Here is a 21,535-nt window from a genome sequence, read left to right on the forward strand (position 1 = left end):
GCGATTACGCCCGCGATCCGCGAAGCGCGTCGAGAACGGCTTCGCGGATTGCGGCGCGCGGGTATCTCGAAACCTTGTTCACCGCGGAAAGCCACTGTTCCTCACCGACAATTTCGCTCGCAAGGGCGGTCAGTCGAGCGTGCTGCAGTGAGGCAAAATCCTGCCGTCCTCGCATCACGACGGCCAGGGCCAACAGTTCCGTGCCGGGACCGGTGTTACCAACGGACAGATCGTAGGCACCGACGCCCGCCGCGACCGCCCCTGTCAACGGCAAGTCGGTATATCCGTTGGGATGCAACTTGATCAGACTCGACTCGACCATCCGCTGCACGTGATCCGCAATCTTCGCCGACTGCCCGGCCTGTGCGTGTGCGCACACCGCGGCAGCGCTGAGCAGGATGACAAACGGATCGCCGTAGATGTTTTCCACCGCGCCGCCAAGCGAATTCAGCGCATCTCGATACTGGCGCAGGCCGAGTTCGACATTGCCGTCCGCCAGGTCGGCTTCGGCAAGATTGGCCAGTAGCGCTGCCCGACGCTGATGGTTCTCCATTGTTGCGTTGGCGCTGATCTGCGCCACGGCGGGTCGCAGCTCGTCCAACAACGCGCGTCCGCCGACGGAATCTCCGCTCGCAATCAACGCGCTGGCTTGAAACCCGATGAGTTGCAATGCCTCGTCGTGGGCGCCGAGACGTTCACTGGCCGCTACTGCCAGCGCGTAGTACTCGACAGCTTCGCCGTAATTTGTCGATTGACTGTGGATCGAGCCGACGTGTTGAGCGGCCATCGCGACACCCCACTCGTCTCCGATCTCTCGGGCGTACCGAAGTAGGTTCTCGGCATCACGATGAGCACCCCGCACGTCGCCGATGTTCTCGCGCAAGTTCGACCGGGCGAACAACGCCGCCGTCCGTGTCTCGATGTCAGCGCTACGGACTCCGTCCGCGAGCAACCGCGCGACGCCGTACCCGGACCGCGGACTGTTCAGCAAGCGGATGAAAAAGACGAAGATCGGCCGCAGATCATCTCTCTCGCGCAGCATCTTTCGGAGACGGACCCGCGCCCGAGCATGTTCGCGCCCGAGTTCGCCGAACAGCAGGTGCATCGCCACCAACATGAACGTCGTGGCCGCCAAATCGCCCGTGACGCTGCGAAGATCGTGATCTCGGGTTGCTTCCATCACCTTCGGCGCCCAATTTGATACTTCCGTGTGCGCACCGCGAATCGACCAGAGCATCCCGAGAACCGGAAAGACGCTCGCTGTCGTCGTGGCATCGCCGTCGTCGACGGCCCATCGCAGAACGGCAAGGAGATTGTCGTGTTCGGCGTCGATCTCACCGACCAGGCGCACCTGATCGGACCGTGCCCGCAGTCGCGCGTTCTCGGCGATCGCGACGGCCCAGTCACCGCGTCGGCGAAGGACTTCCGTTCCCTCACCGAGCTCGGCGAGTTTCTCCTCGCCGTATTCACGAACCGTCTCGAGCATGTGATAGCGCAACCCGCTCGGCCCGTCGACAACGGTGAGCAACGACTGGTTGACCAGAGCCTCGATCGCGTCGGCTACGTCGCCCACTCCATCCCACTCTGCGACCGATTGCGCCGACGCCAACGTGAAACCTGCCGGGAATCGGCACAACCGCGCCAATGCCACTCGATGCTCGGTGCCGAGCAGATTCCAACTCCAGTCGATCACCGCGTGCAGAGTGCGATGGCGATCCGGTGACGTGGGGTCACCTGAACGCAGTAGCGCAAAACGATCGCTCAGCCGCGCCGAAATTTCCTCGACGCTCATCGTTCGCACGCGAGCGGCTGCGAGTTCGATGGCCAACGGCAACCCGTCGAGCGTCGCGCACAGCACTCCGACGGCCACCAGATCGAGATGAACGGACGGTCGCACTGCCCTGGCCCGAGCGGCGAACAATTCGACCGCGGATCCGGAATCTCCGTGAATCTCCAACGGAGGCAGCGGGTAGACGACCTCGGCACTGAGCATGAGCGGAGATCGACTTGTGGTGAGAACGGTCAGCTGAGCACTGGCTGCGATCATCTCGGCAACGATGTCCGCGCAGGCCCCGATCACATGTTCACAGTTGTCGAGTATCAATGTCATCGGTCCGGCCGAAAGCACTTCGACCAATCGCTCGCGGGCGGAATGAGTTCGCCCGACGGTAAGTCGGCCAGGTGCCAGATCTGCTTCACTGATTCCGAGGGTGCTGCCGATGGCCGCGATCACGTCGTCGCTGCTTCGCAACGATGCCAGTTCGACCAGCGCAACGGACGTGCGCGCCGAGGCCCGCGAACCCAATTCGTGTGCCAGCCGGGTTTTTCCCGCGCCGCCGGGTCCGAGAATCGTCACGACGCGAGACCGTTCGAGGAGTGACTCGAGGTTGTCGATATCGTCTCGGCGGCCGAACATGGCATTGGGCGCCGCACGCAGACCGATCGCCCGGGAACTCCGGACCGGCGTGGCAGCCGCACCGAGCAAGTCCGCATTGAGCGCCACCAGAGCCGGCGACGGATCAACACCCAACCGGTCAGCCAGACGCTCTCGGTGTACCGCGAACATCTCGAGCGCCTCGTTGACGCGGTCCGAGCCGGCGAGCGCCCGCATCAGGTTCCCGGCAGCTGCGTCGTCGAAAGGATTGTCGGCGTGAGCTTCACGCGCCAGTAGAAGTGCTTCGGAGAAATCCCCGCGCTCGAGAAGGGAGCGCAATCGCAGCGCGACAAGTTCGTCGCGCAGGCCCTGGGCACGCGCCGCCAACTGCTCCCCCGCCGGACCGACGACATCCGCGCCGGGGCTCCCCCGCCAGAGACTCAGAGTTGCAGTGACTCTCGCCAGGAGCTCCCCCGGATGCACGTCAGCGCCGCGAACGGATCGGACCGCGTCTTCCGCTCGTGCGAGATCAACATGTTCCCGCGCCACCGTGAGTCGATAGCCGGCCGATGTCACTTCCAGGGCGCCTTCGGGGAGCGCGGATCGCAACCGGGATACCTGCGTGTGTAAAGCGTTGGTCGGCGAGCGTGGCGGCTCCGACCCCCAGATGTCGGAGATCAGGCTCTGGGGCGAACACGGTTGCCCCGGATCGAGCGCCAACGCAGTGAGCAGGGCGCGAGCTCGCGGGCCAGGCACTCCAACCCACTCATCCGCCGCCCTGATTGCCACGGGGCCGAGCAGGGCTATGCCAGTCACGTCTCGAGTCTTGTCCTGATCCACCGCGTTCGATCGTATGGCACAGTGCAAAGATCGATGCATGGCTACAGCTGCTCAATGGATCGAAGGCGCGAGACCGCGCACCCTCCCGAATGCTATTGCCCCGGTGCTGGTCGGCACCGGAGCAGCGGCGTCACTGGATCATGCAGTGTGGTGGAAGGCGCTCCTCGCGCTGATCGTTGCCCTGGCTTTGATCGTCGGGGTGAACTTCGCAAACGATTACTCCGACGGAATTCGCGGGACAGACGACGATCGTGTCGGGCCGATTCGCCTGGTCGGATCGAAGATTGTCAGCCCCGGCACCGTCAAGGCCGCAGCTATCGGTTGCTTCTCGGTGGCGGCTGTCGCCGGATTTGTCCTGGCCGCAACAACGGCCTGGTGGCTGGTCGCGGTGGGCGTGTTCTGCATCATCGGCGCTTGGTACTACACCGGCGGCAAGAAGCCGTACGGGTACAGCGGATTCGGCGAGATCGCCGTATTCGTGTTCTTCGGTCTGGTCGCGGTTCTGGGAACTCAGTTCGTCCAGGCAGAACGCATTGATCTGGCCGGACTTGCCGGCGCGGTTGCCGTCGGTTCCTTCTCGAGCGCAGTTCTTGTGGCCAACAACTTGCGAGACATCCCGACGGACACCGAATCCGGCAAGATCACACTCGCCGTGCGACTCGGAGACGCAAAAACCCGCACGTTGCACATCGTCTTGCTGGCCGTCCCGTTCATCGCGACACTGCTGCTGGTTCTGCGAACGCCGTGGGCGCTGCTCGGACTGCTTGCGTTGCCACTCGCAGTCCGAGCCAACGCACCACTGCGCTCTGGCGGTCAGGGTATGGCCCTCATCCCGGCCCTGCGCGACACCGGACTCGCAATGCTTGTCTGGGGTGCCACGACGGCAGTTGCGCTCAGCCTGGCTTGATCAGCGATTCTCGGGCACAAACGCGCTGAGCACGAAGTTCACGATCGAGATGATCAGTGCGCCCCACACAGCAGTCCAGAATCCGTCGACGGTCAGGCCGGCGTCCAGTGACGTCGAGATCCAGGCCGTCAACAGAAGCATGAGCGCGTTGATGACCAGCGTGAACAACCCGAGAGTGAGAATCAACAGCGGGAGGGACAGTAGCTTCAGCAATGGCTTGATAAAGGCGTTGACGACGGTGAAGATCAGCGCAATTATGGCGATGACCAGGATGTTTCCCCAGGTGTCGTCTTGATTGCTGTCGATAGTGATTCCGGTGACCCACATGGAGGCGAGCCAGATAGCTATTCCGTTGACTATGAGACGTGCCAGAAATGTCATATCTGAATGCTGGCACACGACCCCGTCATGTCGTGGTGTCTAGGCCGCTCGAGTCATCGCAGATTCCAACCGACGACGAATCTCCGGGATGCTGACCTGCGCTTCGAGCGCCGTGCGTGTCGGACCGTCGGCAACACGCAGGATGCCGAGGAGTATGTGCTCGGCTCCGATGTGGCTGCTCTTGTGCGCAACCGCTTCCCGCAGTGACAGTTCGAGAACTTTCTTCGAATTCTTGTCGAATCGCGAGCGGGGGAAGACGAATCTGCCACGACGCGAACCGATCCCGGCGGGCACGGCGGCGTCGTCGAGTGCACCCTCCCCGAATGATTGCTCGAGACTCTCCCGAACTGCTGCCAGGTCGATGCCGATCGATGCCAGCACGTCGGCGTCCTGATCAAGGTCGTGGGACGGCGGAGTCTCGCTGCGAACGGATTCCGCGGTGACGCCGACGTCGGTCAAGGTCGCGGTGGCGATACCGCGATCAGTCGTCAGCAACGCCGCCAACAACTGCTGGGGAGTCACCTGGTCGGCGCCGGCGACTGCGTCGACGACAACGGCGCGGGCGTCTGCAGTAAACCTCTCGAACATTTCCCTACCTGCCTTTGCCTCGTGGCGACTCTGCGCCTGCATGCTTCTTGTGGACGGCCTGACGGCTCACTTCGAGAGTCTCGGCGATTGCCTGCCACGACCATCCCTGCTTGCGCGCGTTGGCAACCTGGATGGCTTCGAGTCGTTCGAGGAGTCGTCGCAGTGCCCGCACGGCCCGCAGTCCCTCGGCTGGGTCAGGACTTCCTGCGGCGGTGGCGAGTGAGGTCGCTTCGGTCATGTTGTCAATATAGGTTGACAACATGCGGGCGTCAACCAAAGTTGACACATGCGTTCGGAGGACAGGCGGGGATCAGTAACTGGCCACGGCGCCGTCCACCGCACGCTGCAGATCACCCGCGACGACGCGGGCAATGTCCATCGGCTTCCCACCGAGGTCGGCTACCGGAGTCCCGATGAAAACCCGAGCACTCTTGACGTGACCCGCCTCCGGCCCGTAGCTGATGCCGACCGACAGGAGCGCAGGCGAACATCCCAATTTCTCTGCGCGCGAGACGATGTGGCCGATTCCACTGTTGACGTGCTGCAGCGTCCGAGGATCCACGGTATTGCATGTCCCCTCGGGAAAAATCGCCAAACAGTCACCGTCTTTCAGTCTCTCCGCCGCGACGTCCATCATCACGCGACCAGCGTCCGACACCGCGCGCAGACCGTGATTCTTACTGCGGAACACCGGAATACTGCCCATCATGTCGACCTTCTTACGCTGGGCCGGATCAACGAAGAGCTCATCCTTGGCCAGTACGCGAGTCCGCCCGATCACCCGCCGCAGCGGCGTGCGCCACGCCGTCGCCGCAAGCGTGAATTGGTCACTCTCCGTGAGGTGATTGACAGCGATGACCAGTTGCGCCCCGCGCTCGAGTAGCGCTTTCAACGCCGCCTCCGCGCCGGGCGCATAGGTGACTCGGGGACGATACTTCAGCGCCAAGCCGGCATACGCGAGCTTCGCTACAAACCGATTCTGCTGATGAACCCGGTAGTACTCGTACACGGCCTCATAGTTGTCGAGCGAAACCTCGGGAGCGTCCATCGCTCAAACGATACACAACCTACGGTTCCGTAGGTTTGCCTACTCTCGGCAGATAATCGAACGGATTCTTGGTCAAATCAGCCACATCTACCCCCAGTTTTTCGGCTACATGATCGAGGTCGTCCAGTTGCCAGGCGTTGCGCCGAAGGCAGCGACTCGTCTTCGCTGTCGTCCAGCCGAGGAGCTCGGCAAGGTCATTGTCTCGGCGCAAACCACGGCTGGGCATCAAAGTCAGCACGTTGGCGCTAATGCGCTCACGAAGTGTCTGTGTCGGGCGTTCCGTCGTGGTCATGTCAACAATCTTGCATGTAACTTGCCGCACTCGCAAGTGTACTGGTCAAACACGGAAAATTACAGTGATGTAGTAATGGTTTTGTTATGCATCTTGACTATTTAGTTGCATGATCTGCAACAAACGACGTACCTTTCGTGACATGCAACCGACAACGACCCCCAGGGCTGCCGCATCTGCAGCTCTCGGAGAAGACGTACGGGAGTGGATCGAACGCCAACGCAATACCCCCGCCAAGCTCAGCTACCGGCAAATCGCCGACACCCTCTCTGCGGAGACCGGAGTAACGGTCACCAGGGAAGCCCTTCGGCAATGGCATTCAGAGATTCATGCCGGCACGTCTGCAGCGTAAATGCCCAGAAAAAAGCCCGCCCGGTGCTCGAACACCGAACGGGCAACGCCCTAACCATGAAAAGGAAAGCCATGGCCCAGCATCCGGCACCCCTGATCGACCCGGAATACCTTGCAACACTGAACGAGCCGATGAAGAACGTCCTCACGCACATCTTCTCGTCACCGAACCCAGTCGCCTTCCACCTCGACGGCACCATTCCCGTTGACACCATCACACCCGCCCAGCCACCCCAGGGCGTCGACTACCGCCACGGTGGCTACTACCTGATCGAATACGTCGGAGGCGGCACAGCAGAGGCCTACGGCGACCAGATCCTCATGATGGCCGGTGCAGCATGATCGCCGCCGCCGAGCTGCTCATCCTCGGACTCCGCATCAGCCTTCACGTCATCGGTCTCGCCGTCACAGTCCTCGTCGTCGGGTCCGCTGTCGACTGGGCCGCAGGCGTCTTGATCGGCGATATCGACTAGGCAGTCGCTAATCGTCCCTTCGCTGCCTCTGCCCACGGGTAGTTGGCGCAGGGATATCCCGGGGCGGGCGACTGCAACAGATTCGACGCCCGACCCGGTTGATCCACCCTCAATCCTTCTCTCGCGAAAGAAGACTCGCCATGCCACGGACCAGGATCTCCGACGACATCATTACTCTGCCGAGCCCACAACTCGACGCAGCCGCCGAACTCATTGACGAACAACGCAAAGCTCTCAGCCGAGACAAAGGCCGGCACCGCATCCAAACCGCCGGCATGAGTCGGCGAGTACTCGGAACACTGTCCGCAGCGGTCCTCGCCGGATGCGGAATCGCTTACTTCGCAACAGATCACGGACTAATCCAGTGAGCGTCCCACCTGAGCATCGCTGTGCTGTGCATCCGGATCGGTACGAGCCATGTGTGAGCTGCGACTGGCTGCACATCCGCCGCTCCCCAGCGGCCGAATGGAGCGTCGAGGACCTGCGAGATATGGCGAATGCGCTCGGACCACAGGTGATGATCGTCCACCTGCCCCAGACCCCGACGCTGCCGTGGTGCTCGATCGACGAGCAAGCCGGTTTCACCGTCAACGACGCCGGCGAACTCGCCATCCGGACCACCGGCCCGATCTCGCCCTACACAGCAATGGAACTCGCGTCCGCGATCACCGCCCACGAGATGCATTACCACCAGCAGACACAGACTCCGGAAGGCCCGTCATGACACCGACCCAACTCCCCGGAAGCCACGTCCTGAGCTTCGCATCGATCCTCGACGACCAGACAGCCAAGCAGGCGATCGAACTCTCGCAGTTGCCGTTCATGTACCCGCACATCGCACTGATGCCAGATGCGCACTTCGGCAGCGGGTCGTCCGTCGGAACGGTCATCCCCACGAAGGGTGCTGTCATCCCTGCCGCAGTCGGCGTAGATATCGGGTGCGGAATGATCGCCGTCCGAACACAGTTCACGAAAGACGACATTGAAGCCAAGGGACGCATCGATCCTTGGATTCTTCGTGACCTCCGTCGTGAAATCGAGTGTGCGATCCCGGTGTCGGCCGGAAACTACAACGACGCTGATTCGCTCGACCGTTGGTACGCGGCATCGAAGATCACTTTGCTCGAAGAGGCAGCGAAGTCGCGGCGTGTGGACCTGGAGCACTCGCCCAAGTGGCGTGAGCAGCTCGGCACGCTCGGTGGCGGCAACCATTTCATCGAACTGTGCCTCGACGAGGAAGACCGCGTCTGGTTGTTCCTGCACTCCGGATCGCGGGGCGTCGGAAACAAGATCGCCAAGAAGCACATCAAGATAGCTCAACAGCTTTGTAAGACATGGCACATCGAACTCGCCGACAAAGACCACGCCTACCTCCCCGAAGGTATCCCGCAGTTCCAGGCGTACCTGAACGAGTTGTGGTGGGCGCAGCAGTTCGCGCACCTCAACCGCGCCGAAATGATGGACCGTTTCGCCCACGTCTTCGGTCAGTGGATCGGCGCCGCCGTTATCGAGGAAGACCGAATCAACTGCCACCACAACTACACCGAGCAGGAACACCTCTTCAACGAGGACGTGTGGGTAACCCGCAAGGGCGCCATCAACGCCCACACCGGCGTCAAGGGAGTCATCCCCGGATCCATGGGCACCCGCTCCTACGTCGTCGTCGGCAAAGGCAACAAGTCCGGCCTCTACTCCGCACCCCACGGCGCCGGCCGACTGTTCTCCCGCAACGAAGCACGCAAACGCTTCAACGCCGACGACCTCGCGAAGCGGATGGAAGGCATCGAATACCGCCACGGAGACGAATGGGTCGACGAAATACCCGACGCGTACAAGGACATCGACGTCGTAATGGCAGACGCCGCAGACCTCGTCGAGATCACCCACACCCTCCGACAAATCCTGAACGTCAAGGGAACCTGACATGGCGGCGCAGTGCAGAGATTGCGGACTCGACATCCGCTGGTTCCAACCCATGCGCCTGGACGGCAAAGCAATACCCGTGGACATCTCACCAGACCCAGACCACGGCACCGTTCGCCAGCACATATCAGGGACCGCCGACAAGACCGTCCTGCGCGGAGAAATCCTCAAAGGAACCGCACTCGACAACGCCCACGCCGACGGCGAAGCCCTGTGGATGCGGCACGCCGAAACCTGCACTGCGCACAAGCCATACAACCCGAAACCAGCACACGTCGTTCTCGACATCCCTGCCCCGCCTCGCAGACCTCGACGGAGATACCGATGACCACCGCCGCCACCCCACGCATCGTTAGTCTGACGCTCGCGCAGATCGTTCCGCACCCCCGCAACGTCCGCCACACGTTGACCGACCTGGCCCCGCTCGCCGCGTCGATCAAAGAGGACGGCATCCTGCAGCCCCTCGTCGTCGCACCCGGCGACACCAAGGGCACCTACGTCCTGATCGCCGGTCACAGACGCCACGCAGCCGCAGGAAAGGCCGGTCTGCACGAACTGCCGTGCCTCGTCCGCGACGACCTCACCGACAAAGCCGACCAGCTGCAGGCGATGCTCACCGAGAACCTGCAACGCACCGACCTCAACCCGATCGAAGAGGGCGACGCATTTCAAGAGTTGCTCGACCTCGGTATCAAGCCCGCAGTTCTCGCCAAGCGCACCGGCCGCACCGCCAAGCTGATCCGGACGCGCGTCAAGATCGCCTCCGGACCCGCCGAACTCCGCGACCGCGTCATCGCCCGCGAGGTCACCCTCGACGAAGCCCTGATCCTCGAAGGGTTCAGCAAGTACTCCGAGATCTACGACCAGCTCTCCCAGTATGTCGGCACCAGGAACTGGTCCTGGGCTGTCGGACGCGCCAAAGAAGACACCACCCACCTCATCGCCGTCACCAAACGCACCAAAGAACTCACCGCGGGAGGCGTCCAGGTCCTCGACGACGACGGACTCGAGGAACACCGACTCCGCGCCGAAGCAGTCGGACTGGACCGAGTCTGGCAGAAACTCGACGAACGACCCGATGACGCAACATCCGAGGACGTCGCAGTCACCTTCCCCTTCCGCAACCCTGACAAAGTGCAGTGGCACCGTCTCGTCGACGCAACTGTCGCCGCAGGAGCGAGCAGCCCGAAGAAGCCTGCCGGTAAAAAGACCACAACCGCAGTCGACGCCGCGACCGACCGAGACCTCGAGGCCGACCGAGCCCGAGTCGAAGCCGACATCGCAGCAGCTAACCAGCTCGCCGCCGACCTCAAGACCGCCACACCAGTCCGCCGCGCGCACCTCAAGAACTCGATCTCCAACGCCGACACAGACATCGCCGCTGAGTGCCTCCGCCGCCTGCTCGCCAGCCAACTCGGATTTCTCGACGCCGATCAGATCCTCATCTTCGCCGGTATCGCCGGACTGAACCCGGACACAGTGAGCGACAACGACCTCGAACTGTGGGCGTACAGCCTCACTGTCAACCAGCTCGCTGTCGCCTTGCGGGTGGCCGATTCCGTTGAATCCGAGGAAAGCCTCGAACAGCTCACCGGGTGGCAATACCGAAGCTACCTCGGCAAGAACACCGCACCCTGGCGCGACGAACTCGGAACCACCTTCGGTTACGAATGGTCCGACGTTGAAGCCGACCTACTCACCCAATTCGCCACGGACGCAGCAAAAAGCTGATGGACGCAGCCCGAGCCGCCGACGAATGGTGGCACACCCTCCCCGCCGAACGCCGCGCACAGATCCACAAATGGGTCGACCGCCCAGAAGAACACCGACCCATCGCCGGCCAACTCGAAATCCCCATCCCCGCACCACGAAGGAGGTGACACCCCATGACAAAAATCCTCGTAGAAACCAACGACCTTCGCGCCGGACTCATCTCCACCGTCGCGCACGCATCCAACGGGAAGTACTACCCATCCCTCGCCCGCGTACGACTCGACGTCGGCCCCGTCAACATCAACATCACCGCCACCGACACCCACACAGTCGGCTGGGCAGTCGTCTCCGTCGTCAGCCATGTCGAACCAGAACTGGAAACCATCGACATCAGCGTCACCGACGTCGAGAAAATCCTCACCGTATTCAAAGCCGTTCGCACCAAAGGCGACGAACCAGAACACACACTCTGCATCGCCACCACCGAACAAGAAATCACAATCACCGACGCATCGGGACTCTTCGCGGGCGAAGAATCTCTCACCGTCATTCGGCTACCCGCCGAAGAGAAGTTCCCCGACATCCCAGCATCATTCGCGCACGCACAACACTCACGGCCGCGCCCGATCGACTGGCTCCTTGTCGGTGACTCTCTGGTCCGCAAGTTCCACGCAGCAGCAGCCTGCTACCACGAACCTTTCACCTTCGAAACAGTCCGAACGTCGAGTTCCATCATCGTTCGCTGCGGCGAATCATTCATCGGCCGGATGCCGCAACCCGAGCTCCGCCCTGCCGTCAAGGAAGAACTCGCCCGATGGAGATCCGGATGGGACGCCCGGATCCCCACACCTGCCGAAGTCGAAGCCAAACAAAGAGAACAGGACACCCAGAAATGACTGTCGAGAACACCTCTAACCGCGACGACATGCTCCACCTCGCGGGAGTAATGAGCGAAGGCCAAACCGGATACATCGAAGGCATGGAAGCCGCGGGCCAGGCACAGCTCGTCCACTCCGATGTCCTCCCAGCCGAAGCAGCGAACGACTACAACTCCGAGGGCGGTACCGACCAGTGGCCACTCCTCGAAGCGCTCGGAATCGTCCGCGGCGAACCCGTCGCAGGTGACCCACTGTTCGTGCACGCGACCCTCCCTGACGGCTGGACCCGTGAAGCATCCGAACACGCCATGCACTCATACCTGCTCGACGCCCGCGGAGTCCGCCGCGTAGCCATCTTCTACAAGGCAGCGTTCTACGACCGCCGCGCCGACCTCCGAGTCGTCAACGTCGGCACCGAACTCGCCAGCGAAGCCATCTACGGCGACGACCCCGCAGTCCTACCTCCCGTGTGGCCCAAGCTGACAACCGCTGAACGCGCCGACTTCTGCGCCGGACTCGAAAGCTACCGAGAAAGCGCACTCCGCAGCCCGTCCATCTACGGCGACCGACTGCCACGCATCGATGCGCTCTCCGACGCCGCGCACGGAACCACCGCATGAGCGAAACCAGCGTCGCATCACCACTGTCGGGCAACTGGTCCCTCCCCGACACCTCACTCGGCTGGAGTGCCCCACCGACAAAACCTTCCGGTGTCCAACTCTTGCGTGAGATCGGAGTAGCCCGCAACGGCCGCATCATCTACGCCGAGATTGACTGCAGCGTCATCTACGCCGGCCGCGACGCCGACGACATTGACTGGTGGGCAGTCCGCACCGTCACCGACGAGTGGATTCTCCCGACCGATCAAATCGTCTGCTACTACCTGCCGGCCAACGCACGACTATCCGGAATTGATGCCGCGTGATCGAAGACATCGCAGCAATCGCGGCCGTCGTGGCACTCGTCGCCGTCGGAACCTTCATCACCGTTATTGCCCGCATGATCCGCAAAGACACCGGAGGCAAGTCATGAGTAGCGGCCAACTCCCTCGGACACCAAAGCATTTCCCGAAGATGAAGCATCGGGCGCGAAAGCGTCAGCACCGCAACCATGTGCACTGGTGCCTTCCACAGGATCGAATGGGTGTTGCCACCGTATCGATCACCCCCGTTACCGACAGGTTCGAATCTCAGATCAGCCGCGCTCTCGAAGCTATCCGTCGAATCGCACTCGGCCTCCCACTCGCTGACCTCGATCCCGCGGCCGACAACACGGTGCCACCGCTCAAACACGCGAAAACCCCAACCTTGCCGAGGGGCGCATCGGCGGACAGGTTCCTACTGGACGAAACGTTCAACGAATTCGCGTTGCCCTCACTCCCGGTAGACCGCCCCGTCCGCCGCACCATCATTCTGAATCCGAATGTAAGGAAACAACGTTGAGATTCCACCGCTACAACATCAATGAAGCTGCGAACCATCCGAAAGCAACGGTGTTCTCGCACATGCGCCGGTTCCTCACCGTCTTCGGCGCCAACGATGAACAAGTAATCTTCGGTGGTCATATCGAGACGATCATCCGGAAACCGCAGCCCGAGTTCAGTCTCCGGTTCCACGTCGGGACAGAAGGTTCCGAGACACCGTTCGACGGACACGTAACGATCCTCGGATCAGGTCTCTACTGGGGAATTGAGAACGGCCGCAAACTCGCTGACTGGATCACTCGCGAGGCGAAACACAAGTACGAAGGCCGTGACCTGAAGTTGCGGGCCTATCACGGGACCCTTTACTGGAGCGTCTGGGTCCACCAGAACCGCCACGAAAAGGGCGAGTTCGCGAAGTGGCGGGATTCCAGTCTCAACCTCAATCTGTTCGACCACCTCTACGGGCCAAAGAGATACAGCTACGAAGACATCATGCGGGCTGATATCGATATTCAACTCCCCGAAGGGTCATACCCGGTCACCGCGACCCTGCAACGACAGATCCTCGGCCGCGCCGGCCACCCCAAAAAGATCGAAAAACTCACCATCGATGTCGAGGCACACAACGGAATCCCCAACCGCTTCGACAAGTCCGGCGGGTGGAAAGGCGACCGCGTCTACGGATTCTCCGTTCCCTTCAACTGTGTCGTGGCCTCCGACTGGTGGATCGACGCGAAAGCCGCCATCACCGCACGCATCCTGCAAGACCGCGCCAATTCCGGATTTCGCAAAGCCCAAGCCCCGGAACCCGTGGGAACGGACGAAGCATGAAAGCGACCTCGACCTACGAATGCCACGTCTGCAACCACACTGTCCACGCCGGAGACGAGATCTACCTCGTCGGAGGAGACCTCCGATGTGAGAAGTGCTCACCGCGAATCAATACGACGCAGATCATCCCCGATGGTGGACCGATGCGCTACGACCGCGACTTCGCGTTCGCTGAAACCGCGACCGAAGCGAACCTCAAAATCACCGCCAAACGTTGGCTACCAAGTGAAACCACCCCCTCAATCCCGTACGACGAGATGCGCAGACTGTGTGGACTGCCCGACGTCAGTGCTTACATCGCACGTCGCGATGCCGAGCGCGCATGGATCCGCCTGAATGCGACGTTCGCCGCGTTCGGTGAAGCGTTCCTCGTAGTCGGCAAGGAATTGGATAAATCTCTGGAACCGTTGAGGCAGTTCGTCGCTGCGGTTCAAGTGAAGCCGAAGCACACACCTCCGATGTGGGCTGTCGTTCCCGGCCACAGTCCGCGCACCCGTAACCGCGCCACCGATATCCGGACCCCGTTCCGGTGACCACCACCCGCGCTCAAGCGCGTGCACCGCCGGCCATCCTTCGACCACGCACAACGACCCATGAGACGAGGACCAATGATGCTCTCCACTAACGCAATCCGATCCAGGCCGGTTGGTGCCTGACTGTGCCTTGGGTCCGCTGGGGAGACACATCGGCTAACCACCCGATCGTGTTGTCAGTCCTCGAACACGAAGAATGCGACGACCGGCTCGTCAACGAAGTTCACGGATTCATCTCGCGATGCTCAGCCCAATCCGGCGCCCACACGACTGACTACGTTGTTTCCCGCGGTACAGCGGTTCTGATAGCTGGCCACTCTCGCGTGGACGTCATGATTGCCGTTTCAGTGTTCGCGGGATACATGACAGAGATCGACATCGACGGCCGCACCGCCTACAAACTCGTCGACGACGACCCCGACTTCCTGCACCTGCGCCTCAAGGCAGAGGTCGATTGGGAGAAGCAACGCAAGTCCGACAACAGCAACCCGGCCCTCATCGTTCCCGTCCGCATCCGCGACGGCGACGCATGCCGGTGGTGCGGCGACGTCGTGAACTGGCAGTCCCGCACCGGTGGACGCAACGGAACATACGACCACCTCGAACCCGGGCAGCCCGCCACGATCGACACCTACGTCGTCGCGTGCGGCTCGTGCAACAGCTCCCGAGGTGACGGCACCAAAGCCGCCGGCCAACGCCAACTGTTGCCCGCCCCGTCAGTGCCGTACTTCTCGCAGTACAGCTCCGAGTGGATCCGCGACAACAAGTGGGCACAGAACAACGCCTACGACCCGCCAGCACCGTCCCGCAAGAAAGTTCGACCCGGAACCCCGGCCCCACACATTGCGGCCACCACGACGCGCCAGAGCCCCGCCACGGCGGCGAGCACGGCACCAGCAGGAGAGCGACCCGACAACCTGTCGGAGACCGCGGGCACGCCCGATCTCACAGACGCTCCTGCACAGCGAACCGACCCCAAGTCGGCGAACGCACCGTCGAACACGCGAACCGACAGCCAGTCGGCGAACGCACCGGAACCGGAATCGACCAGCACGGACAACCGGCCTGACAGAACCCCGCAGAACCCGATAAGCGAGAAGCCTGCGCTTTCTGTCGCCACTGGACGGGACGGGACTGGGCGGGACGGGTCGGGTCGGGACGGGGACCCCGCTGTTTCCAGCTACCCACCCTCCGAATCTTCAACACCTCGGAAATTCCCACGTGGTCGTCGCCGTCGTAAACGTGGACCTGCCAACCAATCTCAGAACCCATCATCAGGAGATACCCGTGGATGAATCACACCTGTGCAGAGCGGGCGCATCCTGCAGCGGACGAACCCGCAAAGACCTGGACTGGATCCCCCGAACGACCGTCATGCCGAACACCGTCTGCCCGCGCTGCATCCAAACCATCCAGACCACGGTCAATCAACTGTGGTCCGATTACCTCGCACTCGATCGACTGTTCCTCGTCCCGACCACCCACGCCGGTTCCGAAATCCGCAGCGGCGAACCGAAATCACAAGTCCCCGTCAATGTCATGTCCGATGCCCTGATGAACGAGATCGTCGACGCCGTCTTCCGATGCGCCGCCGCAATCGCCTGCCAGCTCGACCGACCGCTCCGCGAATCAGGCCAATTCGTGTACTGGCTCGACGTCGTCAACGACAACATCGAAGTCCTGATCGAAGCACCCGAGACCGAAGTACTCGCATGGAACCGAGCGGGCGACGCATTCGGCCCGGTGATGATGGACGGCGTGCAGCTCGGCCTCGCACTCGTCGAGCTTCACCGCCGCGCGGCCGCAATGGTCGGCGTCGAACGACCACGCGAACGCATGCCGGTTCCTTGCCCGAGATGCGAGGCGAACCAACTCAGTCGAGTCATCAACAAATCCATGGTCGTCATCGCTGACATCGACTGCCGTGCATGCGGAGCGGTGTGGACCGACGCCGAATACCGAACCCTCACCCAGATCGGGGCCCAGCTGCACCGAGAAGGCGGCGCACCGTGAGCACCGACTGGCCATGGCCGGCCGACACACCACTGGACATCGCCCGCCGTCTACTGCAGTCCTACCGCCAAGCACTCATGTCCATCGACCCCGAGTCCTGCCGACTCATCGATGTACATGCCGCCACAGTTGGCCAGGGTTGGGTCGCACCGAGAGTCGAGACAGTCGACCTCGACGACCTCGTGGTCGCCGCCGACGCAGCAGCGCTCGCCGGTGTCACCGTGCAAGTCATCCGCCAGTGGGCATACCGCGGATACATCCCCCGACATCACGCCGCCGGGCACCCGACTAGATACCGAGTCGGCGACATCCTTGACCACGTCGCACAGACGCGACAGGCCCGGGCAAAAGCCCGGACTGGACAGCGCGCGACATAACGCGTTATGGTTCTGCCACTGGCCGACGTGACTTCAAAGCACGTTGGCCTTCGTGGTTTCCAGGGCAAATGCTGCAACGCTGGCCCGAACCAATCCCCCTGAACGCTGCCGCCGGTGACGAGTGGACGCCCTGTCGTGAGGGTGGTTTCTTGTCGTGCCGGCGGCAGTCATCGAACCCGAGGAGCAGCCATGCCGGAACAACTGCGAGGCAGCGTCGGCGGAGCGATCAAGCGCCTAGTGCCGATCATCGGCGGTGGGTACTTCTTCCCTGCCCGCGAGTTCGCCGCCGGTGGACAGATCGCTGGGCCGCAGTCTGATTCGATCATGGGCGTGGATGTTGGTGAGGCCGCACGGACTGTGTGGCTCGACGATCCGATCGTGCCGACGCGCGAGATGATCGAGCACTCGTGCGAAGAGTGCACCTGATGGCGTGGGGAACGGGTGCGAGAGATCGCACAAGTACTGCCGCACACAAGGCCCGTACCGCGAGAGTGCTTGAGCGCGACGGTTACCAGTGCCAGCTCCGAGGGCCACGCTGCGTCGGCCATGCCACACAGAACGACCACATCAAGAACGTCAAGTCCTTTGCCAACGAAGCTGAGGCCGAGCATGACGACAACTGCCAGGCCGCTTGCGCTCCTTGCCATCTGGAGAAGACCGCTCGCGAGGGCGTCGCGGCCAGGCAACAGCGGCGCTCGCGACTGCGCCTGCCGCAAGGCCGGCACCCGGGCGACCTGATCGGGCGGGCCGGGAGTGGGGGGTGACCCTCCTCGGCCCAATCCCGTTCTGTCGCTACGCATACCGCTTGAGATTCTGTACGGGTTAGAGGGTTTTCGCCCTGGTCGTGAGGGGTGAGCCCTGGTCGCGCCGGTGCCTGCCGAACGGGCTGAACCTGGGGTGATTTGGACCCTCGAAACGGTAGATCCACCTCGTGAATCGGCTCCGAAATCTGCCAAATATGCGCAGGTCAGAGTAGGTAATTCGTTACATCGACGGTATGATGAGGTATGCCTTGCAACTGGTGTGGTGAGCAGATTGCGCGAAATGGCGCACGCGGTCGAACGGCGAGCTATTGCTCGGGTCGTTGCCGGGTCGCCGCGCACCGATTTCGATCACGCGTGCCGGCCGAACTCGCTTCCGAGGATCGGTGGGTTCGCCATTCCCGAAAGCGTCCGATCACAACTGGCGGCCGCTCCGCGTCGAGCACGAACTCGCGAACGTGGACCTCACTCGCGAACGTCGACGCCGCCGCGGTTGGCGACGGAATCGGTTTCGTCCTCAACGGCGACGGCATCGCGTGCATCGACATCGACCACTGCCTGCGCCCTGACGGCGCTCTGGAGCCGTGGGCTGCTCGACTGCTCCGCGATGTACCCCCGACGTGGATTGAGGTCTCTCCGTCGCGTACGGGGCTGCACGTTTGGGGTATCGCGACGGTAGGTGCCGGTCGAATGTTGAAGATGCCGAACGGTGGTGGCGTCGAGGTGTACGACCGCGGTCGCTACATCACCGTCACCCGCAACTCGTACGGCAAGTGCCCGAAAACGCTCGCAGACCTCTCTGACGTCGTCGACCGACTCCTATCGGAATAACGCGATCGCTATGAAGGCGATGAGCCGTGGCCTGTCGGCTCATGTAGGAAGGTCATTGAATAACCTTCCCGAGACGCCAGTTTGCGAGCAGCAGCCGCCTGCTTCGGTTCTGGCATGGTATTGCACGACACCTCCACTGTCATGCCGGTGGAGGAAGTGCCTAACTCGAACGAAGACACATCGCCGATTCCCACAGTGCTCAAAATATCGATAATTGTGTCGGTGTTCCCGTAGCGTTCGCGACTCTCGCGTGCACTACTAGGCCTCTCCAGACCTCGCTTTTCGATCGAGTTGAGCCTAGCCAGAATTTCTTGTAGCAGATCGGATTCCGTCACGTCGGGAGCCTTCGGTTGTGGGCCTGCTTCGGCGCGCGCAACTTCAATGGCCTTTTCGAAGTCCTTCCAGGACCATTCGAATCTCGCCTCGATCATCGGCCAGTCCGATCCAGCAATATTCGTGATCGACTGTAGTAGTTCACGCATCCCGTCTTTATCGAGCATGACACCTTGAAACTGACGGATAGGACCTTCGATTTGATAGAAATCGTCAAAGTTGACGAGGATCGGAACTACTCGTCCTGACCCACCTTCAAATCGCTTAGACAGTGCCCCTGCTTCAAAATTCAGCCAGGTTTTGTGCTGATTCTCTGTGGTGACAACAATTATCCCGAATGAACTATTGTTCAACCGATCTTCGATCAGCTGGAGACCCCGCGTACCGGCTTGGATATCAATATCAGACATCCAAGGGTCGATCCGATCGAATAGCTTGGGCAACCAGGTTCGGATTTCTCGGGTAACAGCTTTGGCCAATTCGCCGGACCAGCTAATAAAAATCTTCAAATCGTTATCTGCCATGCGCAGAGACTAGCAAGCAACATCTTCGGACCGAGGAGGACTTAAATGCCTGGACCACCTCCCAGCCGGAGCAGTGAGCGTCGTCGACGCAACAAGCCGAAGGACGTCGAGCCTGCTGCGCCGAACGTTGTTGCGCTCGGTGGCGCTGCCGTCGTCAAAGCGCCGGCCGAATCGCGCGAGTGGCATGTCCTCGCGAAGGGCTGGTATCGCTCGCTGAAGCAATCGGGGCAGGCGAAGTACTTTGAACCGTCTGACTGGCAGGCTGCGCGTTTCTGTGCGCATGTGATGACCGAGCACCTCAATGCCGGCCCGCTTCGTGCGGGCATGGTGCAGCAGATCTGGTCGATGATGGGCGATCTGCTCACTACGGAGGCTGACCGTAGACGCGTGCGAGTCGAACTGTCGCGCACTGAGACCGGCGATCCGGAGACTGATGCGTCCGTGACGGTCATGCAGGATTACGCGAAAATGCTCGAAGCGCATGGAATCGGGCAATAGGCTTGCCGCCGCCGACCGACTGATCACACTCCCTGAAGGCTTACCGAAGCTCACTCTCGGATGGGAAGCTCTCCGTTTCGCTGCGCAGTATCTCAAGCACCCCAACGGCATTCGTGCCGGTATGCGTTGGAGGTACACGCCGGAACAGGCGCGTTTCCTGCTGTGGTGGTACGCGCTCGACGAGGACGGGCAGTGGCTGTTCTATCACGCAGCCCGCAGGCTTTCGAAGGGTTCGGGTAAGTCGCCGTTCGCGGGTTCGTTAGCGCTGATCGAGTTCTGTGCTCCGGTGCGGCTGAAGGATTTCGATCCGAAGTTGCCCGGGGGTTGTAAGGGCAAGCGCGTCGATATGCCGTTGGTGCAGATTGCGGCGACGTCGGAGAAGCAGACCGCGAACACGATGCGTCAGATTCGGGCGATGGCGCCGAAGGGATCGCTGATCGTTCGAGACTTCCTGCTCGATCCTGGTCGCTCGCAGTACAACATGCTGCCCGAAGGCACCCTCGAAGTGATTACGTCGTCAGCAGCGACTGCGGAAGGCGCGGAAGCGACATTCGTGGTTGGTGACGAGACCGAGCACTGGTTGCCGGCCAATGGCGGCCCGGACTTGTTCTCGACGCTGGTGGACAACCTGACCAAGTCCGGCAATCGGATGCTCGAGACGGCGAACGCACCGAAGCCCGGCAAGGGTGCCGTCATCGACGACACCTACGACGCGTGGTGTGCGCAGGAAGACGGCAAGCAGGCCGGTGATCGTCGGATCTTGTTTGATGCGAGGATCGCGCCACCGGAGACGGTGATGGAAGATCCTGCGAGCCTGCGGACAGCACTGGAATTTGTGTACGCGGATTGTGAGTGGGCGAGCATCGACGCGATCATCACTCGCATTCAAGCGAAGAACGCGAAGAAGGACGACTCGAAACGCAAGTATCTGAATTGGCCTACGACAGTGGCGAATGCATGGGCGGATCCGCAGCTATGGAAGAAGCTCGCACGCCCGGACATCGTGGTCGAGCCTGGAACTCGCATTGTCATGTTCTTCGACGGCTCGAAGTCACGAGACGACACTGCGTTACTCGGGTGCCGGATCGACGACGGTCACGTGTTCACGATCGACGTGTGGTCTCCCGGCAACAGCCACGACAGCGAAGACGAGACACCCACGATCGATGTGGAAGCTGTTGACGCGAAGGTTGACTGGGCGATGGATACCTACGACGTCGTCGCGTTCTTCTCAGACGTCAAGGAGTGGGAAGGGTTCGCGAAGGTCACCTGGCCGCAGCGATACCGTGATCGCCTCACATTGCATGCTGTGCCGTCCGGTAGGTCTCCGGAACCGATCGCGTGGGACATGCGCAGTCGAGACTTCGAGTTCACGATGGCCGCCGAGCTGGTGGAAGCGGAGATCGCCGATGCCGCATTCACCCACGACGGAGATCCGCGAACAACCGAACACGTGCTCAATGCACTACGTAAGGACGGACGCTTCGGTGTCTCGATCCAAAAGCGAACGCCGAACAGCCCCGACAAGATTGACGCCGCGGTCTGCGTAATCGGTGTCCGAATGGTGCGCCGACTGGTGTTGGCGGCCAAGACAGTTCCCGAACGCTCGAACGAAGCGTTCTTCATCTGAGATACGAAAGGTG

At 61.7% G+C, this 21,535-nt stretch carries 31 protein-coding genes; 24 read left to right on the plus strand and 7 right to left on the minus strand.

Translation table 11 applies throughout. From position 1 onward, the window contains the following. Positions 1 to 4 precede the first annotated feature (4 nt). Positions 5 to 3,190 (minus strand): BTAD domain-containing putative transcriptional regulator, encoded by a 3,186-nt coding sequence (locus FFI94_RS22035; RefSeq protein WP_260684234.1) that lies wholly within the window; start codon positions 3,188 to 3,190, stop codon positions 5 to 7. A 61-nt stretch (positions 3,191 to 3,251) separates the two neighbouring features. Between FFI94_RS22035 and FFI94_RS22040 the strand changes: the two genes are divergently transcribed. Continuing rightward, positions 3,252 to 4,121: a 1,4-dihydroxy-2-naphthoate polyprenyltransferase gene (locus FFI94_RS22040; RefSeq protein ID WP_138869674.1), complete on the plus strand. Its 870-nt coding sequence runs from the start codon at positions 3,252 to 3,254 to the stop codon at positions 4,119 to 4,121. Here the strand turns inward: FFI94_RS22040 and FFI94_RS22045 are convergent, their stop codons facing one another. From FFI94_RS22045 to FFI94_RS22065, 5 genes are all read right to left on the minus strand, one after another. Then, the gene (locus FFI94_RS22045; RefSeq protein ID WP_138869675.1) at positions 4,122 to 4,502 is read right to left on the minus strand and encodes a phage holin family protein; all 381 of its coding nucleotides are present in this window, start codon (positions 4,500 to 4,502) and stop codon (positions 4,122 to 4,124) included. Positions 4,503 to 4,541: 39 nt separating this feature from the next. Continuing rightward, positions 4,542 to 5,090, minus strand: coding sequence for a Clp protease N-terminal domain-containing protein (locus FFI94_RS22050; RefSeq protein ID WP_138869676.1), 549 nt, complete (start codon positions 5,088 to 5,090; stop codon positions 4,542 to 4,544). 4 nt (positions 5,091 to 5,094) lie between these two features. Beyond that, entirely contained in the window at positions 5,095 to 5,328 is a 234-nt protein-coding gene (locus FFI94_RS22055; RefSeq protein WP_138869677.1) for an HTH domain-containing protein, read from the minus strand. Between the two features lie 72 nt (positions 5,329 to 5,400). Beyond that, the gene (locus FFI94_RS22060; RefSeq protein ID WP_138869678.1) at positions 5,401 to 6,138 is read right to left on the minus strand and encodes a 1-acyl-sn-glycerol-3-phosphate acyltransferase; all 738 of its coding nucleotides are present in this window, start codon (positions 6,136 to 6,138) and stop codon (positions 5,401 to 5,403) included. A 19-nt stretch (positions 6,139 to 6,157) separates the two neighbouring features. Continuing rightward, on the minus strand, positions 6,158 to 6,430 hold the full coding sequence (locus FFI94_RS22065) for a hypothetical protein (protein ID WP_138869679.1): 273 nt from the start codon (positions 6,428 to 6,430) through the stop codon (positions 6,158 to 6,160). A gap of 142 nt (positions 6,431 to 6,572) precedes the next feature. Between FFI94_RS22065 and FFI94_RS22070 the strand changes: the two genes are divergently transcribed. The 21 genes from FFI94_RS22070 (at position 6,573) to FFI94_RS22160 (ending at position 18,537) form a co-directional block, all read left to right on the plus strand. Then, entirely contained in the window at positions 6,573 to 6,782 is a 210-nt protein-coding gene (locus FFI94_RS22070; RefSeq protein WP_138869680.1) for a helix-turn-helix domain-containing protein, read from the plus strand. A 71-nt stretch (positions 6,783 to 6,853) separates the two neighbouring features. Further along, positions 6,854 to 7,123, plus strand: a complete 270-nt coding sequence (locus tag FFI94_RS22075) for a hypothetical protein (protein ID WP_138869681.1) — start codon at positions 6,854 to 6,856, stop codon at positions 7,121 to 7,123. Next, positions 7,120 to 7,254 (plus strand): hypothetical protein, encoded by a 135-nt coding sequence (locus FFI94_RS34330; protein WP_260684235.1) that lies wholly within the window; start codon positions 7,120 to 7,122, stop codon positions 7,252 to 7,254. The genes FFI94_RS22075 and FFI94_RS34330 overlap by 4 nt, the downstream gene beginning before the upstream one ends. Positions 7,255 to 7,394: 140 nt before the next feature. Then, positions 7,395 to 7,622, plus strand: coding sequence for a hypothetical protein (locus tag FFI94_RS22080; protein WP_138869682.1), 228 nt, complete (start codon positions 7,395 to 7,397; stop codon positions 7,620 to 7,622). A gap of 53 nt (positions 7,623 to 7,675) precedes the next feature. After that, entirely contained in the window at positions 7,676 to 7,978 is a 303-nt protein-coding gene (locus tag FFI94_RS22085; RefSeq protein ID WP_144298295.1) for a hypothetical protein, read from the plus strand. After that, positions 7,975 to 9,177, plus strand: coding sequence for an RtcB family protein (locus FFI94_RS22090; RefSeq protein WP_138869684.1), 1,203 nt, complete (start codon positions 7,975 to 7,977; stop codon positions 9,175 to 9,177). Before FFI94_RS22085 ends, FFI94_RS22090 begins: the two co-directional genes overlap by 4 nt. 1 nt (position 9,178) lies before the next feature. Further along, entirely contained in the window at positions 9,179 to 9,505 is a 327-nt protein-coding gene (locus tag FFI94_RS22095; RefSeq protein ID WP_138869685.1) for a hypothetical protein, read from the plus strand. Continuing rightward, positions 9,502 to 10,908 carry a ParB/RepB/Spo0J family partition protein gene (locus FFI94_RS22100; protein WP_138869686.1) on the plus strand — a complete coding sequence of 469 codons (1,407 nt, stop codon included), beginning with the start codon at positions 9,502 to 9,504 and terminating at the stop codon, positions 10,906 to 10,908. The genes FFI94_RS22095 and FFI94_RS22100 overlap by 4 nt, the downstream gene beginning before the upstream one ends. Further along, positions 10,908 to 11,057, plus strand: a complete 150-nt coding sequence (locus FFI94_RS33795) for a hypothetical protein (RefSeq protein WP_185993282.1) — start codon at positions 10,908 to 10,910, stop codon at positions 11,055 to 11,057. The genes FFI94_RS22100 and FFI94_RS33795 overlap by 1 nt, the downstream gene beginning before the upstream one ends. A 6-nt stretch (positions 11,058 to 11,063) precedes the next feature. Then, positions 11,064 to 11,786 carry a hypothetical protein gene (locus tag FFI94_RS22105; protein WP_138869687.1) on the plus strand — a complete coding sequence of 241 codons (723 nt, stop codon included), beginning with the start codon at positions 11,064 to 11,066 and terminating at the stop codon, positions 11,784 to 11,786. Then, positions 11,783 to 12,388, plus strand: coding sequence for a hypothetical protein (locus FFI94_RS22110; RefSeq protein ID WP_138869688.1), 606 nt, complete (start codon positions 11,783 to 11,785; stop codon positions 12,386 to 12,388). Before FFI94_RS22105 ends, FFI94_RS22110 begins: the two co-directional genes overlap by 4 nt. Continuing rightward, positions 12,385 to 12,693 (plus strand): hypothetical protein, encoded by a 309-nt coding sequence (locus tag FFI94_RS22115; RefSeq protein WP_138869689.1) that lies wholly within the window; start codon positions 12,385 to 12,387, stop codon positions 12,691 to 12,693. The genes FFI94_RS22110 and FFI94_RS22115 overlap by 4 nt, the downstream gene beginning before the upstream one ends. Before the next feature lie 214 nt (positions 12,694 to 12,907). Continuing rightward, positions 12,908 to 13,210 carry a hypothetical protein gene (locus FFI94_RS22120; RefSeq protein ID WP_144298296.1) on the plus strand — a complete coding sequence of 101 codons (303 nt, stop codon included), beginning with the start codon at positions 12,908 to 12,910 and terminating at the stop codon, positions 13,208 to 13,210. Then, positions 13,207 to 14,022, plus strand: a complete 816-nt coding sequence (locus FFI94_RS22125) for a hypothetical protein (protein ID WP_138869691.1) — start codon at positions 13,207 to 13,209, stop codon at positions 14,020 to 14,022. The genes FFI94_RS22120 and FFI94_RS22125 overlap by 4 nt, the downstream gene beginning before the upstream one ends. Continuing rightward, positions 14,019 to 14,555 (plus strand): hypothetical protein, encoded by a 537-nt coding sequence (locus tag FFI94_RS22130; protein ID WP_138869692.1) that lies wholly within the window; start codon positions 14,019 to 14,021, stop codon positions 14,553 to 14,555. The genes FFI94_RS22125 and FFI94_RS22130 overlap by 4 nt, the downstream gene beginning before the upstream one ends. Positions 14,556 to 14,887: 332 nt before the next feature. Continuing rightward, complete coding sequence (locus tag FFI94_RS22135) at positions 14,888 to 15,850, plus strand: hypothetical protein (protein ID WP_144298297.1); 963 nt, start codon at positions 14,888 to 14,890, stop codon at positions 15,848 to 15,850. Beyond that, the gene (locus FFI94_RS22140) at positions 15,843 to 16,568 is read left to right on the plus strand and encodes a hypothetical protein (protein WP_138869694.1); all 726 of its coding nucleotides are present in this window, start codon (positions 15,843 to 15,845) and stop codon (positions 16,566 to 16,568) included. The genes FFI94_RS22135 and FFI94_RS22140 overlap by 8 nt, the downstream gene beginning before the upstream one ends. Further along, positions 16,565 to 16,945, plus strand: coding sequence for a hypothetical protein (locus tag FFI94_RS22145; RefSeq protein ID WP_138869695.1), 381 nt, complete (start codon positions 16,565 to 16,567; stop codon positions 16,943 to 16,945). The genes FFI94_RS22140 and FFI94_RS22145 overlap by 4 nt, the downstream gene beginning before the upstream one ends. Before the next feature lie 189 nt (positions 16,946 to 17,134). Then, positions 17,135 to 17,371 carry a hypothetical protein gene (locus tag FFI94_RS22150; protein WP_138869696.1) on the plus strand — a complete coding sequence of 79 codons (237 nt, stop codon included), beginning with the start codon at positions 17,135 to 17,137 and terminating at the stop codon, positions 17,369 to 17,371. Continuing rightward, positions 17,371 to 17,709 carry an HNH endonuclease gene (locus tag FFI94_RS22155; RefSeq protein ID WP_138869697.1) on the plus strand — a complete coding sequence of 113 codons (339 nt, stop codon included), beginning with the start codon at positions 17,371 to 17,373 and terminating at the stop codon, positions 17,707 to 17,709. The genes FFI94_RS22150 and FFI94_RS22155 overlap by 1 nt, the downstream gene beginning before the upstream one ends. Positions 17,710 to 18,063: 354 nt before the next feature. Next, positions 18,064 to 18,537 (plus strand): hypothetical protein, encoded by a 474-nt coding sequence (locus FFI94_RS22160; RefSeq protein WP_221937765.1) that lies wholly within the window; start codon positions 18,064 to 18,066, stop codon positions 18,535 to 18,537. Positions 18,538 to 18,545: 8 nt separating this feature from the next. Here the strand turns inward: FFI94_RS22160 and FFI94_RS22165 are convergent, their stop codons facing one another. After that, on the minus strand, positions 18,546 to 19,394 hold the full coding sequence (locus FFI94_RS22165) for a toll/interleukin-1 receptor domain-containing protein (RefSeq protein WP_138869699.1): 849 nt from the start codon (positions 19,392 to 19,394) through the stop codon (positions 18,546 to 18,548). Between the two features lie 45 nt (positions 19,395 to 19,439). Here FFI94_RS22165 and FFI94_RS22170 point away from each other — a divergent pair, with 45 nt between their 5' ends. Then, positions 19,440 to 19,892, plus strand: a complete 453-nt coding sequence (locus FFI94_RS22170; RefSeq protein WP_138869700.1) for a hypothetical protein — start codon at positions 19,440 to 19,442, stop codon at positions 19,890 to 19,892. Continuing rightward, positions 19,876 to 21,522, plus strand: coding sequence for a terminase (locus FFI94_RS22175; protein WP_138869701.1), 1,647 nt, complete (start codon positions 19,876 to 19,878; stop codon positions 21,520 to 21,522). Before FFI94_RS22170 ends, FFI94_RS22175 begins: the two co-directional genes overlap by 17 nt. Positions 21,523 to 21,535: the final 13 nt, after the last annotated feature.

The sequence above is a fragment of the Rhodococcus sp. KBS0724 genome (assembly GCF_005938745.2).
Taxonomy (GTDB): Bacteria; Actinomycetota; Actinomycetes; order Mycobacteriales; family Mycobacteriaceae; genus Rhodococcus_F.

What these genes read in the sequence shown, in the direction of transcription:
- FFI94_RS34330 (WP_260684235.1), top strand. Translation starts at nt 7,120, where the DNA reads ATGATCGCCGCCGCCGAGCTGCTCATCCTCGGACTCCGCATCAGCCTT.
- FFI94_RS22050 (WP_138869676.1), bottom strand. Translation starts at nt 5,090, where the DNA reads ATGTTCGAGAGGTTTACTGCAGACGCCCGCGCCGTTGTCGTCGACGCA.
- FFI94_RS22070 (WP_138869680.1), top strand. Translation starts at nt 6,573, where the DNA reads ATGCAACCGACAACGACCCCCAGGGCTGCCGCATCTGCAGCTCTCGGA.
- FFI94_RS22120 (WP_144298296.1), top strand. Translation starts at nt 12,908, where the DNA reads ATGGGTGTTGCCACCGTATCGATCACCCCCGTTACCGACAGGTTCGAA.
- FFI94_RS22045 (WP_138869675.1), bottom strand. Translation starts at nt 4,502, where the DNA reads ATGACATTTCTGGCACGTCTCATAGTCAACGGAATAGCTATCTGGCTC.
- FFI94_RS22105 (WP_138869687.1), top strand. Translation starts at nt 11,064, where the DNA reads ATGACAAAAATCCTCGTAGAAACCAACGACCTTCGCGCCGGACTCATC.
- FFI94_RS22170 (WP_138869700.1), top strand. Translation starts at nt 19,440, where the DNA reads ATGCCTGGACCACCTCCCAGCCGGAGCAGTGAGCGTCGTCGACGCAAC.
- FFI94_RS22060 (WP_138869678.1), bottom strand. Translation starts at nt 6,138, where the DNA reads ATGGACGCTCCCGAGGTTTCGCTCGACAACTATGAGGCCGTGTACGAG.
- FFI94_RS22075 (WP_138869681.1), top strand. Translation starts at nt 6,854, where the DNA reads ATGGCCCAGCATCCGGCACCCCTGATCGACCCGGAATACCTTGCAACA.
- FFI94_RS22175 (WP_138869701.1), top strand. Translation starts at nt 19,876, where the DNA reads ATGGAATCGGGCAATAGGCTTGCCGCCGCCGACCGACTGATCACACTC.
- FFI94_RS22040 (WP_138869674.1), top strand. Translation starts at nt 3,252, where the DNA reads ATGGCTACAGCTGCTCAATGGATCGAAGGCGCGAGACCGCGCACCCTC.
- FFI94_RS22155 (WP_138869697.1), top strand. Translation starts at nt 17,371, where the DNA reads ATGGCGTGGGGAACGGGTGCGAGAGATCGCACAAGTACTGCCGCACAC.
- FFI94_RS22090 (WP_138869684.1), top strand. Translation starts at nt 7,975, where the DNA reads ATGACACCGACCCAACTCCCCGGAAGCCACGTCCTGAGCTTCGCATCG.
- FFI94_RS33795 (WP_185993282.1), top strand. Translation starts at nt 10,908, where the DNA reads ATGGACGCAGCCCGAGCCGCCGACGAATGGTGGCACACCCTCCCCGCC.
- FFI94_RS22150 (WP_138869696.1), top strand. Translation starts at nt 17,135, where the DNA reads ATGCCGGAACAACTGCGAGGCAGCGTCGGCGGAGCGATCAAGCGCCTA.
- FFI94_RS22165 (WP_138869699.1), bottom strand. Translation starts at nt 19,394, where the DNA reads ATGGCAGATAACGATTTGAAGATTTTTATTAGCTGGTCCGGCGAATTG.
- FFI94_RS22065 (WP_138869679.1), bottom strand. Translation starts at nt 6,430, where the DNA reads ATGACCACGACGGAACGCCCGACACAGACACTTCGTGAGCGCATTAGC.
- FFI94_RS22135 (WP_144298297.1), top strand. Translation starts at nt 14,888, where the DNA reads ATGATTGCCGTTTCAGTGTTCGCGGGATACATGACAGAGATCGACATC.
- FFI94_RS22095 (WP_138869685.1), top strand. Translation starts at nt 9,179, where the DNA reads ATGGCGGCGCAGTGCAGAGATTGCGGACTCGACATCCGCTGGTTCCAA.
- FFI94_RS22115 (WP_138869689.1), top strand. Translation starts at nt 12,385, where the DNA reads ATGAGCGAAACCAGCGTCGCATCACCACTGTCGGGCAACTGGTCCCTC.
- FFI94_RS22080 (WP_138869682.1), top strand. Translation starts at nt 7,395, where the DNA reads ATGCCACGGACCAGGATCTCCGACGACATCATTACTCTGCCGAGCCCA.
- FFI94_RS22100 (WP_138869686.1), top strand. Translation starts at nt 9,502, where the DNA reads ATGACCACCGCCGCCACCCCACGCATCGTTAGTCTGACGCTCGCGCAG.
- FFI94_RS22130 (WP_138869692.1), top strand. Translation starts at nt 14,019, where the DNA reads ATGAAAGCGACCTCGACCTACGAATGCCACGTCTGCAACCACACTGTC.
- FFI94_RS22110 (WP_138869688.1), top strand. Translation starts at nt 11,783, where the DNA reads ATGACTGTCGAGAACACCTCTAACCGCGACGACATGCTCCACCTCGCG.
- FFI94_RS22055 (WP_138869677.1), bottom strand. Translation starts at nt 5,328, where the DNA reads ATGACCGAAGCGACCTCACTCGCCACCGCCGCAGGAAGTCCTGACCCA.